The sequence below is a fragment of the Mesorhizobium sp. B2-1-8 genome (genome assembly GCF_006442545.2).
Taxonomy (GTDB): domain Bacteria; phylum Pseudomonadota; class Alphaproteobacteria; order Rhizobiales; family Rhizobiaceae; genus Mesorhizobium.
Genome location: NZ_CP083952.1, coordinates 5,702,745 through 5,716,528, shown reverse-complemented (window position 1 = coordinate 5,716,528; position 13,784 = coordinate 5,702,745). Strand labels below are relative to the sequence as shown.

The 13,784-nt window shown below is 60.0% G+C and carries 15 protein-coding genes; 4 read left to right on the top strand and 11 right to left on the bottom strand.

Annotated features, from left to right (window positions below):
• The first annotated feature begins 71 nt into the window (after window positions 1-71).
• Entirely contained in the window at window positions 72-590 is a 519-nt protein-coding gene (locus tag FJ970_RS28160) for a hypothetical protein (protein WP_227791939.1), read from the top strand.
• 12 nt (window positions 591-602) lie between these two features.
• Here FJ970_RS28160 and FJ970_RS28155 read toward each other — a convergent pair.
• The 11 genes from FJ970_RS28155 to FJ970_RS28105 form a co-directional block, all read right to left on the bottom strand.
• Window positions 603-1,546 (bottom strand): IS630 family transposase gene (locus tag FJ970_RS28155; RefSeq protein ID WP_227791897.1). Its coding sequence is split into 2 segments (ribosomal slippage): window positions 603-1,210 and window positions 1,210-1,546, totalling 945 coding nucleotides; the frame shifts between segments, so codons are not numbered across the junction.
• A 122-nt stretch (window positions 1,547-1,668) separates the two neighbouring features.
• Complete coding sequence (locus FJ970_RS28150; protein WP_140765887.1) at window positions 1,669-2,232, bottom strand: hypothetical protein; 564 nt, start codon at window positions 2,230-2,232, stop codon at window positions 1,669-1,671.
• The gene (locus tag FJ970_RS28145) at window positions 2,229-2,801 is read right to left on the bottom strand and encodes a L,D-transpeptidase (protein WP_140765885.1); all 573 of its coding nucleotides are present in this window, start codon (window positions 2,799-2,801) and stop codon (window positions 2,229-2,231) included. The genes FJ970_RS28150 and FJ970_RS28145 overlap by 4 nt, the downstream gene beginning before the upstream one ends.
• The gene (locus FJ970_RS28140) at window positions 2,788-3,951 is read right to left on the bottom strand and encodes an AAA family ATPase (RefSeq protein WP_140765883.1); all 1,164 of its coding nucleotides are present in this window, start codon (window positions 3,949-3,951) and stop codon (window positions 2,788-2,790) included. The genes FJ970_RS28145 and FJ970_RS28140 overlap by 14 nt, the downstream gene beginning before the upstream one ends.
• On the bottom strand, window positions 3,948-4,571 hold the full coding sequence (locus tag FJ970_RS28135) for a TadE/TadG family type IV pilus assembly protein (RefSeq protein WP_227791938.1): 624 nt from the start codon (window positions 4,569-4,571) through the stop codon (window positions 3,948-3,950). The genes FJ970_RS28140 and FJ970_RS28135 overlap by 4 nt, the downstream gene beginning before the upstream one ends.
• 17 nt (window positions 4,572-4,588) lie before the next feature.
• Entirely contained in the window at window positions 4,589-5,125 is a 537-nt protein-coding gene (locus FJ970_RS28130) for a TadE/TadG family type IV pilus assembly protein (protein ID WP_227791937.1), read from the bottom strand.
• 5 nt (window positions 5,126-5,130) lie between these two features.
• Complete coding sequence (locus FJ970_RS28125; protein WP_140765877.1) at window positions 5,131-6,678, bottom strand: TadE/TadG family type IV pilus assembly protein; 1,548 nt, start codon at window positions 6,676-6,678, stop codon at window positions 5,131-5,133.
• Between the two features lie 70 nt (window positions 6,679-6,748).
• Window positions 6,749-7,030, bottom strand: a complete 282-nt coding sequence (locus tag FJ970_RS28120; protein WP_227791936.1) for a hypothetical protein — start codon at window positions 7,028-7,030, stop codon at window positions 6,749-6,751.
• A gap of 4 nt (window positions 7,031-7,034) precedes the next feature.
• On the bottom strand, window positions 7,035-8,480 hold the full coding sequence (locus FJ970_RS28115; protein ID WP_140765732.1) for a type II and III secretion system protein family protein: 1,446 nt from the start codon (window positions 8,478-8,480) through the stop codon (window positions 7,035-7,037).
• 53 nt (window positions 8,481-8,533) lie between these two features.
• A complete protein-coding gene (gene cpaB, locus FJ970_RS28110) occupies window positions 8,534-9,574 on the bottom strand; it encodes a Flp pilus assembly protein CpaB (protein ID WP_140765730.1) in 1,041 nt (346 codons plus the stop codon).
• Between the two features lie 91 nt (window positions 9,575-9,665).
• Window positions 9,666-9,884 carry a Flp family type IVb pilin gene (locus FJ970_RS28105; protein WP_140765728.1) on the bottom strand — a complete coding sequence of 73 codons (219 nt, stop codon included), beginning with the start codon at window positions 9,882-9,884 and terminating at the stop codon, window positions 9,666-9,668.
• A gap of 539 nt (window positions 9,885-10,423) precedes the next feature.
• On the opposite strand from FJ970_RS28105, the gene FJ970_RS28100 reads away from it, so the two are divergent.
• The 3 genes from FJ970_RS28100 to FJ970_RS28090 are packed head-to-tail and all read left to right on the top strand — an operon-like array spanning window position 10,424 to window position 13,752.
• Complete coding sequence (locus tag FJ970_RS28100) at window positions 10,424-11,812, top strand: CpaF family protein (protein ID WP_140765726.1); 1,389 nt, start codon at window positions 10,424-10,426, stop codon at window positions 11,810-11,812.
• Window positions 11,812-12,783, top strand: a complete 972-nt coding sequence (locus FJ970_RS28095; protein ID WP_140765724.1) for a type II secretion system F family protein — start codon at window positions 11,812-11,814, stop codon at window positions 12,781-12,783. The genes FJ970_RS28100 and FJ970_RS28095 overlap by 1 nt, the downstream gene beginning before the upstream one ends.
• A gap of 18 nt (window positions 12,784-12,801) precedes the next feature.
• Window positions 12,802-13,752, top strand: coding sequence for a type II secretion system F family protein (locus FJ970_RS28090; RefSeq protein WP_140765722.1), 951 nt, complete (start codon window positions 12,802-12,804; stop codon window positions 13,750-13,752).
• Window positions 13,753-13,784 lie beyond the last annotated feature (32 nt).

The window sequence follows — 13,784 nt, the reverse complement described above, 5'->3', positions numbered from 1 at the left end:
TAAGCCTCGCGCAATATATGCGGCATAATCTGCCCGCCAGATTGCGAGGCACCATGAAACGCAAACCACACTTGCTTTTCGCCTTCCCGGCCTTTGTCCTGCTGATCCTGGCGGCGGAGCGAATGGCCACGATCCTGCTCGGAACCTACCCCGCGAGCCCCGATATGTGGAAGCTCTGGCTCACCTTGCACTCGTCTTCCGGGATGGTCTGGCAGCAGGTCGATGTCTATCTGGGAGGGTCGATGGTCCTGGATTTCGCTTTGCTGGGCGCGGCGCTGGGGATCTGCTGGATGGCATGCCGGGCCAGAAGGTCGGCCGCTTTCTTTCTTGCCAACCATGGCGCCTTGATCCTCGCGGCATCGATGATTTTCATCGGTGGCCGCTCGCAGACCGCCAGCACCATTGCCGCGTTCACGGCGCCGAGCGGCTTTCAGTTCTCGCTGATGATGGACTTCACCTGGCTGAACTGCCTGCTGGCGGTCATCGGGCTGACGGCGTGCGCGTATTGCCATTTTGCCTATGTCCGTGAACTCGGCATGCGCGTCGAATCGCGGCGCGTCCGGATCATGGCGCTGCACAGAGACTTCTAGAGCGGGATGAGATTAGTTTCGGTCATATCCGGAGTTTTCGAAGTAGTGTGAGCATTCTGTCGGTGTGATGCGGTTGAGAATTTGGCCGATCGCGTCGCAAACGGTTTGGACGGTGCGGCTTGCTGCCTTTCTCAGCCAGTGCTTGAGTTTTGAAAAGAGCTGTTCGATCGGATTAAGATCGGGCGAGTATTTCGGCAGGAAGAAGAGCCTGGCGCCGGCGGCGCGTATGGCGCGGCGCACCGCCTTGCCTTTGTGCGAGCCGAGATTGTCCATGATGACGATGTCGCCCGGCTGGAGGGTCGGAGCGAGAACCTTCTCGACATAGAGAAGAAATCTCTCGCCGTTGATAGGTCCGTCGATCAGCCAGGGCGCCTCGACGCGATCGTGGCGCAGCGCGGCCAGGAAGGTCATGGTCTTCCAGTGGCCATGCGGCACTTTGGCCTTGATGCGCTGTCCAACCGGCGCCCAGCCCCTTAGCGGCGACATGTTGGTCTTGGTCCAGGTCTCGTCGATGAAGACCAGTCGCGTCGGATCAATCCGGTCCCGATACTTCGTCCACTGCATGCGCCGTCGCGCGATATCGGGACGATCCTGCTCGACGGCGATCAGCGTCTTTTTTTGTGACTGAGCTTCTCGGCATGCACGAACTCCCACACCGAACGGTAGTCGACCCTCAGGCCACGCTCGCCAAGTTCGGCCACAAGCCCGCGCAAGGTGAAGTCCCTGTCGTGACAGCGTTCGATCAGCCAGTCGCGCCACGCTCCCGAGAGCTTCTTCGGTTTGTAGCCGCCGACCTGGCGAGGCGCAGCACTGCCAGTCTCTTCGACGCGCTTAAGCCACGCGATGGCCGCGCTGTAGCTGACGCCAAATCGAGCCGCCGCCGCGCGTCGCGAGAGCCCTTCCGTCTTGACCGCGGCTACAACCCGCTCGCGAAGGTCCATCGAATAGGCTGCCATCCATGCTGGCCTCCTCCCAGCATGCATGTTGAATCAGAACTGCGATGATTTGGGAATCCCACGACTCTTATAAATCTCATCCCGCTCTAGCGCGGCGCTACCTGCGGCGGCCGAGGCCAGAGCTAGTTTATCTTGTGATAGGTGACCTTGCCTTCCGGGGATACGATCCGCTGGTAGTTGGAGCTTGGCGCGGGAGGCGCCGCCGGAGCCTGCCTCCTTCGCGTTATGCGCGGCATTTCCTCCATGGCAGGCTCCGCCTCGGCGGCGCTGGCGACCGCCGCCGTATCCTCGGCAGGCGAGGGGACCTCCACGACGCGCGGCTCGTCGCCACCGTGGTTTCCCGACATTTCCGGTGCCTGCCTGGCGATGTTGGCGTTGACCTCGCCGAAGCTCGCCCGCAGCCGGTCGTCCAGCGCCTCGAACCGGCTTTGAAATCCGTTGTTGACGGTGTCCAGCCGCGCGCTCATCCGCTGCTCGAACTGGCCAAGGTCTTCCAGCCGCGCCTCGATCGTGCGCAGGTCGTTGATGCCACGGTAGAGATAGACGGCCGCGGTGGCGTTCAGGAGCGCAAACAGCGCCAGGCCGACACCGACGGCAACGGCTAGCCTGAACCGGCTCTTCTCCTTGTCGAGCAATGGCGGTTCGACCGCCGCCACCAGGTCGTCGGGATCGCTGATCGTCGTCATTGGACCACCACCTTGGTGCCGACAGGCACGCGCCTGAAAAGATCGATGACATCGGTATTGGTCAAGCGGAAACAGCCCGACGTGCCGTCGAAACCCACGCCCGAAGGGTCGTTGGTGCCATGGATGCGATAGAGCGTGTCGCGGCCATCGCGAAGCAGATAGAGCGCCCTGGCGCCGAGCGGGTTGTACGGCCCCGACGGCACCATCTCCGGCAACTCCGGCTGGCGGGCGCGCATTTCCCGGGGTGGGCGCCACGCCGGCCACTCGGTCTTCGCCCCCACCTCGACCGTACCCGTCCAGCCAAATCCATCGCGGCCGACACTGATCTGGTAGCGCAAGGCTTCGCCCTTGCCGGTCACCAGATAGAGCGCTTTTTCCTGCTTGCGGATGATTATGGTTCCAATCTTCTCGGCCGTGGAAAACGCCACCGTCTTGCGCAGGCTGGGTCCCATGGCCGGCAAAGGCGGGCGGCTGTCCGCCCACGCGATCTGTCCGGCCGGAAACGCCAGCGCCAGGCCGAGGAGGCCGGCGGCCGTCAGTCGAAAGAGATGGCCGCTAGCGGGCCGCATCGTCGAGCCGCTCGCGGAACATCTTCTTCAGGTCCTTGCTGAAGCGCGCCCGCCCATCCACTTCGGACGGCAGCATCGCGCGGTTCAGGGCGTCGGCCAGCAGGGCGTTGTCGAGGCCGACCGATTTGATGTGCGGCGCCTTGAAGATCTTCTCCAGCTCGCTGCGCGAGAAGTGGTTGCCGAACCATTTGCGCTTGTGCTTGTTGGCCACCAGCGTGATTGAGACGGCATTGCCGCGCAGCTCACGGATCTTCTTGTAGAGCCGTTTGCCTTGCCGCAGCGAGGCGACGTTGAGCTCGAAGACGATGAAGATCTCGTCGCTCGTCGACAGCACGGAATTGTGCCAGGGCGTTTCGATGTTCGGCAGGTCGATGACGATGTCGTCGAAACGGTAGGCGACGAGGTCGAGCAGCCGGAAGACGAAATCGGCGCCCTGCGGCTCGAACGGCAGTTGCGGCCGCTCGAAGGCATAGAGCGTCAGGCCGGACGGCCGCGACAGCTTGATGACATCCATCAGTTCGACATCGAGCCGCTCCGGCTGGCCGATGATGCCGGCAAGGTCGAACTGGTTGAACAGGTTGAGATAGGCGCCGCAATTGGCGCTCTGGAAATCGAGGTCGACCAGGCAGGTCGAGGCCGCGCGCTCGGTCGATTTCGAAGCCAGGAATTCGGCCGCCGATAGCGCCAGCGTCGTGGCGCCGGCGCCGCCGCTGGCGCTGATGAAGGTGATGATGCGGCTCTTGGCGCCCTGGTTGCCGCTGTCGTGGAAGGTGACGGCGTTGAGCAGCTCCTTGCCGTCGAGCGGCTTGTGCAGCCAGTCCGAGGCATTCATGCGCACCAGGACGCGCGTCTGCTCCGAGGTCAGCTCGTCGGAAACCGCGATCAGCGGCACGGTCGCCCACAGCGCGCGCGCCTCGACGATGCCTGGCTTGCCAAGCAATTCGCCATTGCCGAGATCGAGGATGACGATGCCCGGGCGCGTGTCGGCGGGCGGCCCCTTGAGAAAATCACCCGTCTCGGCAACCCGCACATCATAGATCGCCAGCGCATCGAGCCGCGTCGCCACCTCGCGCTTGAAATTCGGATCGGAGGAAAACAGCGCGACCTGCTTTCGCTTGGTGGGCAGGACCTTGGTGTTGATGGCGTTCATGGCGATGTACTCTTCATGTCTTCGCCCGTAACCGTGCTCAGCATGGAGGGCATGGCCATATTGTCTAGCCCGATCAGTCCGCCCAGGAAGAAAAAGTGGTAATTCACGTTCTGCAGGCTGACGGAAATGGTCGGCACCGGGCCTCCCAAACGAGTCTGATATCCAAGGCCTGTGGCGGTGTATCGGATGACGACGTTCGCGGGCAGCAGAAATGGAAAGAAATGGCACATGCCCGGCCGTTGTCCCGCGGCAAGACCAGGACAGGTACCCGCGCCGGTCGCATCACCTTGAAAAATTCGATTGAAATTCGCTGCCGTCCAGACGCCCGCAACACAATTCGCTCCGCTGCAGCTGCAAGTCGAAGTCGCGCCGTCGCAGATATAGTCAAAAGAACCGGCCACCACAGGAGCTCCTGGCGTCGTGGTCGCACCAGCCGTCGAAATCTGCGGCGCGACCGGGTCGGAAATGGAAGCTAATCGTGCTCCCGCCTGCACTGCCTTGGTCGCGCCGTTCCATTGGTAGAGCGCGAAACCGAAATCGATGAAGCCGAGGATGAGGGTAAGCAGCAGCGTCATCGCGATGGCCATCTCGACCATCGTCGTGCCGTCCTCTGATGCCATGAACCGTCTAAACATCGTCAAAATCGGATCAACCGCTCCTGATGACTGCCGCCGAGCGTGATTGAGTCGACGCCGACGAGCGACAGCATGCCTAAGTCGCTGTAATGGAAGCTTGTGGACGCTGTGACGATGCATACCTGCGACGTCGTGGAAAGATATAGAACAGTGCCGTTGGCGGCGATCGTATTCTGGCACGTAGCGGGATCAGCGATGTTTACCGTCACATCGGACTTCTTCCAGCCGTCGACGCGCGTGAGATCCGTTTGCTGCCCGTTTATCTTGCCATATACCGCTATGCTTGCTGCAATATCGGCGCAGTTGATCGCCGCCAGGCCCGCATCGGTATACAACTGGCTGTTGCAGCGGGCGGCGAAGCGGGCTGCGTCGGTGAGACCGGCCTCCACCAGAAATTTATCATGGATGAACCGGCCGAATTCGAACACACCCGCCGAGAGTAGCACCATCAGCGGCGCGACGAGAGCCATCTCGATCAGCACGGTGCCGCGCTGTTCCAGGCAAAATCGTCGTAGATAGCGGCGAAGCATTTTTGTCATTGCCATCACCGGTACAACTGCGCTTCGTCGCGGAGGAAATTGTCGAGCGTGCTTTGGCCGCCACGGCCTGTAATGTCGACGAGCTCGACAAACACCGACCCTCCGCTTGACGCACCCGGAACGGGTTCCGTCATGAAGAAACTTGCGAAGGCTTCGACGGGAAGGTTGGTGCTGTTGCCGCTCAAATTGTTGCCGGCAGCCTGCAGCGCATTGCAGTTGAGGATCGCTCCATAAAGCAACCGGCGATCGACTGAGGTGACCGGCGGCTGGCATGCGCTCGGCGGGGTTCCCACCTCGCCGCCTGTCGACGCTTGTCCAACGAGGTTGTTCGCGATTTCATATTTATAGACCTGGTAGCGGGTCGGCTTGGTCGTATCCCAGGAAGAGGGGTAGCTGGTGGAACCGAAATTGGTGCTCCAGTAGCCGGACATGTTCCAGTTTCCGTCACCCATCCGCCCGCTCATGTAGGGCGTGGTGGCATCCCGGGGCAGGCCCATGTTGCCTGTCGCGTTGAACGTCAACTGGTTGTAGGAAGGACACTGATTCCCATTGCCGCCGCCGTTCCCATTGCCGTTTCCGTTCCCGCCCGTCGACGCTCCCTTACGGACATTCGAGGCTGGGCCATATTCCGGGCTGTTGAAGGCATTGCCACTGGCATTGATCCCAAAGCGAACGTTGAATGCGTCCTGCACCGGGCCGTTGTTCTGGCCAGTCTTGGTGCTTACGCCCTGCGCCGAGTAGCAGCCGCGAGGCGTCGACGTGGCTATCGTTTGGGCAAGCGCCTGTGCGCCGTTGCCGACATCGTCAGGCGGTTGCAGGAAGCCGAAATTGCCAGGCCCGTAAGCGGCATTGTTGCCCACCAGCCGAAGTTCGATTAGCCGGCGATGGACCGCTGGATCCGTCACTGCCTGTTCGAGTGTCACACCACCCGCCGAATTGGTGCCGTTTACCATCTCGTATGGGTTGCACATGAAGACTGGTGTGTAATTGCAGACGCCGGATGTGAAGCCCGCTACCGAAACAGCTCCGAAAGTGAAGCCATTGGCAGCCGTGTTCCCCGAAATAAAAGAGATGGGGAAGATGGTTGTTAAAGTTTCGGGCTGGGCTGCCACCATGATGAAGCGAGTCACGGATGCCGAGGCCGCATAGTTCGCTGAGGTAATCAGGGCGGAATCATTTGCAGGGATGCTCGCTAGGAAACACCACGATATTTGGCCTCTCGAGCGGCAGGCCGGGTACGTCGCGTCGACAGTGGTCGTTCCGCTGCCCGGCAGGGCGACGATGCCTCCATCGGAGAATGTGGTGGTGTTCGAAATCAGATTTCCGAGGGCGTTCTCGGCGCGAGTCCATGCATCGGTTCTGCCGTTCAACTCGGCCGCGGCGGCAAGCGCCAACGCATCAGTGCCCTTTTGTATATCGTTATGCAGGTTGTTGATCCGGCTCATGTCAATCGCCAGCAGGGAAAAGCCGATGATCGCCGGCAGCGTGACGCTGAACAAAATCAGCGCTAATCCCCTCTGATCGTGCCAGAACGCGCGAACAATCCGCAACATGGCCCTGCCCTTTACTTCCTTTGGCGCCAAGATCCTCGTCTTGCTTAGCGCTGAAGTCGCATCCTTCCGTTCAATTCGACGGTGTAGTCACACCCGACCCGCCGACATTGACCGTGATAGGCGGCGGCGGCGGGGGTGGCGGCGGAAATTTGTAGTTGTGCGCAACAGCGGCGGCGCGTGTGCCGTCGCCCTCGATATGCGTGTTCCTGGAGACCGGATTGAGCGGGTCGACCGTCTGAAGCATCGAGTTGAACTTCTGCGTGTCGCCGGCGGCCAAGGTCACCGAGTCATAGTGGTTCAGATAGTCCGCGGCGCAGCCCGAAAGCGACCCGGCACACAGGATGAGGATCAAGACGCTATTTCTTGACATAGAGCATCTTGTCCTTCGATTTGAAGTCCAGCATGTGGCCATAGGGGCCGGTGACGCCGTCGCCCGTTTCATATTTACGGATCATGTCCTTGTTCACTTCGAGTTGGCCGAGCAGGAAGAACTCCGGGTCGTTGGCGGGACGTGTCTTGTCGAAAGGCGTCGCCAACTGCTCGCCAGGCTTCACCGGCCGCACGAGATGCGGCGTGACGACGACGACCAGCTCGGTCTCTTCCTTCTGGTTGCTCGAATTGCGGAACAACGCCCCGATGACAGGCACCTGGCCGAGCCACGGCACCTGGTTCTGCAGCTTGGTCGTCTTGCTCGACAGGAGCCCGCCGACCGCGAAGCTCTGGCCGTCGCGCAGTTCGACGACGGTGGACAGTTTGCGGTTGGTGAAGATCGGATCGCCGGCAGTGGTGAAGCCGGTCAGGTCGCTGACCTCAGGCGCCAACTGGATGTGGATCTTGTCATCGGCGAGCACGATCGGCGTGAACAGAAGATTGACGCCGAATTGCTTGTAGTCGATCTGGACCAGCCCATTCTTGTCGACGCTACGGATAGGGACCTGGCCGCCGGCGTTGAAACTAGCGGGTTCGCCGGAAAGCGTGGTGAGGTTTGGCTCGGCAAGCGTGCGTACCACACCCTTGGCTTCGAGGGCTTCGATGATCAGGTCGACCTTGATGTTGCTGTCGATGACGCGGGTGATCAGCGCTGCAAACGGATTGGTATTCGACAGCAGGCCACTGACGAGGTCGCCCGCTCCGAGCTCCGCCCCGTCCTTATCCACCGTGGCAATACCAGTGCCGACCCGGGTTGTGCCCCGACTGTTGGTACTCCTAATCGAAACTCCAAGGTCGCGTCCCGCATTGCGCTTCGCCTCGAGCACGCGCACTTCGAGATTGACCTGCTGGCTGTCGTCGACGGTGACGGCATTGATGATGGCGTCGGGCCCGTATTGCTGCGCGACTTCCATGATGGCCGCCAAGGTGGCGCCGTCCTTGACATGGCCGCCAAGCCGCACCCTGCCGTTGACCGAGCCGATCTCGATACGCGACCTTGGCGAAACCTGGCGGATCGCCGCCGCCATGTCGCTGACGTCGACACCGACCTCGATCTGGATGACGCCGAGCGATCGCTTGTCGGGTGAGAACAAATTGACCGTGGTGGTGCCGGCGCCCTTGCCGATGACATAGAGCGTGCGGTCGGTCATCGGCTGCGCGTCGGCGATCTTTTCGTCACCGACGACGATATCGCCGAGATTGGCGTTCACCTGGATTGTCACCGATTGCGACATCGGCAGGAAAACACGATGGACGCTGGGGTTCGATACGTCGATGAACCGATCGGCTGCTTCAGCCGCCAGGCTCGACAGCAACAGCGACACCAGACACGACAACGCGGCCGCCGCCATCCTTACCCAAACCCCCTGCATCCCCGTCTCCCCAATCGCTGCTGTGGCAGCCCATTTTCATTAGCTGCAGCTTATCATGGTTGTCGCGGCACGTCATATGTCTCAAGCTTCACGCCACGAAATACGCCCACGGTTACGTTCTTCGGCGGTTCCGGCTGCACATATTTGACCACTTCCTTGACGACCTCGCGCACTTCCGGCGCGGATGCCACCGCCGGAGCGGGTTTGACCTTGCCCAACTCGTCAAGGCGGCTTCCCACCTTCTCCACGGCCTGGGCTAACCCGGCAATCTTGTCGTCGGCACGCTTGCGCTCAGCTTCCGCCAGGGCGTCCGCCGCCGCTTTCTTGTCGAGTTCGGCCTGCCGCTTGGCGACGTCTTGAGGCGTTTCGCCAGTCAAATCCGACAGCGTCACGCGTTCGGTCGTCTCGCCCTTGCTGGCCGCGGCCTGGCGAAGCGCCAGCGAGAGCTGGCCGGCCCCAGCCGCCAAGGTGAGCTTCTGGGCATCCTTGGTGCTGGCCTCGAGCGTTACCGCCTTCACCACGGTCGGACTGTCCTTGCTCTCATCGGCGACCTGGTCGACGGCAAGCACCTTCATGCTCTGCAGCAGCACGTCGACAAAGCTCTTGTCCGCCCCGTCACTGTCGCGCACCGTGCGAGTCAGCAAAACATCGACGCGGTCGCCCGGGAAGACGAAGCCGGCGACGCCGAGCACATCATTGACCCGTATGGAAACAGCTTTCATGCCTTCGCCTATTACCGCCGAAAGCGTGGCGCGCTGGCCGGGACCGGTGATCTTGGTGGCGAGTATCGGTTCGTTGACGCCAATTGTTTGGAGGGCCTGTCTTGCACCTTCGCCAGCCAGTGCTTCCTTCGTCGTCTTGAAGGCGCCTGTTGGAATCGCGCCTGCCGGCCATGCGATTTCGCGCAGCTTGTCTGCCGAAAGCGCGTCACCGAATTTCAGCGGCACGGCTGCAACCACCACGGTGTCGCGCTGGATACCATTTGCTTCCGCCATGGCGCTGCGTTGACTGGCCAACCAGATGTTGGCAAGCACCACCGCGAGCACGCCGAACACGCCGGCGAGTACGATCATTATAAGTGTGTTGGCGCGCATGGACCCAAGCCCCAAAATCCACAATGCGGGAGTTCACCCGCTAAAGATAAGGTCAGGCCCGGATCGGACGACCCGGGCCTGAATTCACAAGTCAGGCGGCGGCGGCGGCGCAGACGGTATTGCCAGCGGCACCGTGGCCGTTGAGCGCGGCGCAAAGGCCGGTGAACTGACCGGTTACCCATATGCCGATGCCGATGATGATCAGGATGGACGCGGCGGCGATAATGCCGATGAGGATGGAATATTCGACCATGGCAGCGCCGTTTTCGTCGTCGCGGAACTGCCGGGTCATCGTCATGAGCTTCTTCATGTCAATTTCTCCCTTTGGAGGTTGAACCCGACGAGACAGAGCCAAGGATGAACTCCATACCCAAGCATCCCCCGTCATCTCGATCCTAGGTCCCGAGAAATTGCGGAGTCAAACGGGATTAACGGTTCCTTAACTTACCAATACATGAACTTCCGAGCTGGATGTAGCTTTAAATTTCAGCAAGAGCTTGATTCGCCTAATGTTTCAAGCGTCCTTAACCATTCGTTCACAATTATTCCCGTCAGCTAATAAAGTGACGGCTACTTTAGCGGTATGGCATATCCCTTTATATCTAGGAGGTTATAGCCAAATATGGAGGGATGCCGATGCCGCAGCGGGTCAGGGCACAAGATGCGACCAAAGTGCAGTAGGCCACTCATGTTTGCCAGCATGGTGACCAGAAATAAAAACGATATTTTTTTGGTGCGATCCTTAACTATGTTGAAAGTAATGGCGGCAGGCAAGGCGCCCTAGCGCTTGTGCGTCGCGTGGTTAACGTTTAGTTTCCGCTAATGTGCGCTAGAGGGGTATAACGGATTATGCTGGGGCGTTTTATCAAGGGACCAAGCGAGCAGCAGGCCGCGACAAAGGCCGAGGCGCTGACTGTGCTGCCCATTGTCCCGGCCGTTTCTCCAGCTGCTGATCTTGACACCCAAGGCGAGGACTTCCTGACGCTGAAAGTCGAGCTTCATCGCCATCTCATTGACCGTTTCAACCTGACTGCGCTGGAAACCGCATCCAAGGACGAGATACTGAACGAGATCCGGCCGATCGTTCGCGAATTCGTGCGCAGTCACAATGTGCCGCTGAATGCGCGCGAGCTAGACCAGCTAACCAGCGACACCGCCGACGAGATGCTCGGACTCGGGCCGATCGAGCCACTGCTCAAGGACGATTCGATCGCCGACATCTTGATCAACACGCACAAGCGCGTCTTCATCGAGCGCCGTGGTGTGATCGAGGAAACCTCGATACGCTTTCGCGATGAGGCGCACCTGCTGCGTATCATCAACAAGATCGTTTCCGCTATCGGCCGGCGTGTCGACGAATCGGCGCCGATGGCAGATGCCCGCCTCGAGGATGGCTCGCGCGTGAATATCGCGGTGCGACCGATCTCCGTGGACGGCCCGCTGGTGTCGATCCGGAAATTTTCCAAGAACCCCTATTCGCTCGAACGGCTGATGGCGTTCAATTCGATCCGCCAGCCGATGGTCGATCTGCTGCGCATCGCGGTGCAAGCCCGCAAATCGATCCTCGTTTCGGGCGGCACCGGCAGCGGCAAGACCACGCTGCTCAACGCGTTGTCGAGCTACATCCCAGCCACCGAGCGCCTGATCACTATCGAGGATGCGGCGGAACTGCAGTTGCAGCAGCCACATGTCGGCCGCCTCGAGACCCGCCCGCCCAATGTCGAGGGCAAGGGCGAGGTTCGTCAGCGCGAACTGCTTAAGAATGCGCTGCGCATGCGGCCCGACCGCATCATCGTCGGCGAGGTTCGCGGCGAGGAAGCCTTTGACATGCTGCAAGCCATGAACACCGGCCATGAAGGCTCGATGACAACAATCCACGCCAACACCCCACGCGATGCATTGTCCCGCCTCGAACAGATGGTGGGTATGGCTGGCATGCCGATGACCAATGACTCGATCCGAGCGCAGATAGCATCGGCCATCGACATCATTGTACAGACGCAGCGTCTTTCCGACGGCGGCAGACGGGTCATTTCGATATCGGAATTGACCGGCATGGAAGGCAATGTCGTCCAACTCCAGGAAATTTATCACTTCGTTCGGCGCGAGGTGACGCCGGAAGGCAAGATCGTGGGAGATTTCCGTGCCACCGGCATCCGCCCACGTTTTGCCCAGGAAGCGGCGACGCTTGGCCTTTTCTTTTCCAAGGATGCCTTCAATCCACAGGCGCCACTTTAATGCCCACCGGTCAGACGCTCCTCTACTTCATCTATGTGCTGGCAGCCGCATCAGTGATCCTTGCCGCCGAATCGCTCTATGTGTCCTACGCGGGGCGGCGGCTCAGAACGGGCACGATCAATCGGCGGCTCAAACGACTGGGCGAGGAGGCGCCGGCGGAAAAGAGTCTGCAGGGCCTGTTGCGCGAACGTGGATTGACGGACACCGGTGACTTTATTTTTCGCGCGATCGGGTTGAACCGGCTCTATACACAATCGGGTATCACTGGCAGTCCGATAGCCTTTGCCGGCATGTTCGCTCTGGCCGGCCTTGTTTTGGCGCTGGCATCGTCGTTGCTGTTGAATTTCTCTATCGTCATAGCGTTGATCATCTTTTTCGTCATCGCCTTGGTGCTACCATTGCTCGTTCTCCGGCGTGCCCGCAACAAGCGAATCCAGAAATTCGCCAAGCAACTGCCGGACGCACTCGACATGATCGTGCGTTCATTGCGTGCCGGACACCCGACATCGGTGGCAATTGCCCTTGTCGCCCGGGAAATGCCCGATCCGCTCGGCACAGAATTCGGGATAGTCTCCGACGAAATCACTTTCGGCCTCAGTCTTGAAAACGCCGTTCGGAAACTTTCGCAGCGCGTAGGCTTCGAAGGCCTGCATCTGCTTTCGGTGTCACTCTCGATTCAGGCCAAGACAGGCGGAAACTTGACCGAAATCCTGCACAACTTGTCGTCGGTGTTGCGCGAAAGACAGAAGCTGCGGATGAAGATTCGGGCGCTTTCAGCCGAGGGCCGTGTGTCGGCGTGGATCATTTCGCTGTTTCCGGTTGTGATGTTTCTGATACTTCAGGTCCTTGCCCCGGCTTATTACGGCGGCATCTCGAACGATCCCGCCGTCGTTCCAGCTTTTGTGGGTTTCGGGACGTGGGCGCTCTTGGGCGACTTCATCATGTATCGAATGGTCAATTTCGACTTTTGACGGGGGCGAGCCATCAATCTGCTTTCGAACATCCAGGACGTAAGCCTTCTGATCTCAATTGCCGTTTTTCTTGCGGCAGTGGCGCTTTTCCTGTTCGGGGCCCTTATCCTGTTGCCGGTATTGCAGACTCGAAGGCTGGTCACGCAGAGCCTCATGGCGGAGGGAATCACAGACCGTCGTTCGCTTGCCGGTCAAGAACAACTCGCCCGGATATCGGCACAGCGGCCGGTTGACGCCTATTTCCGAACGGTCGAGAAGGAGCGGGGGGAGCCAAATGCGCTCGAGGCCAAGCTCTTTCGTGCCGGTTTCTATCAGTCAAGTGCCCCTCTTATCTACACCTTGTCACGCATCGGAGCTGTCGGAATTGGCTTTTTAGGCGTCTATGCGCTCCTGTCGCGCATACTGCCCCCGTATTTGCCTGGCTTTGTCGCATTAGGCGCGGCTGCCTTGTTCGGGCTTGCATGCCTGGTCGTTCCGAGCGTCATGCTCGATCGATTCGAGAATGCCCAGAAACATATCTATCGCCGCAGCTTCCCAGATTTCATGGATATGATGATCACCTGCGCTGACGCCGGGATGAGCCTGGAGGCCGCAGTCGAGCGAGTCAGCACCGAAATGGCTGGCACTCACAAATGGCTCGGTATCCAGCTTGCGATCATGAATCTGCAATTGCGTGCGGGCAAGCCGCTACGGGAGGCGTTGCGCGAGCTCGCCGACCGCGTCGGCCTTGAGGAGGCTAGGGCCTTGGCGGTGCTATTCCGCCAATCGGAAGAACTTGGTACCAGCCTGACGGAAGCGCTGCGTGTCTACAGCGACGAAATGCGCAGCCAGAGAATCCTGCATGCCGAGGAGCGAGCAAATGCTCTGCCAGTCAAAATGATGATCCCATTGGGGCTGTGCATCTTTCCCGTTGTGCTCATGGTCATCATGTTGCCAGTGATCATTCGCATGAAAGGCGTTTTCTTCTAAATGGTTATATGCTTTGATTCTAAAATAGAGTC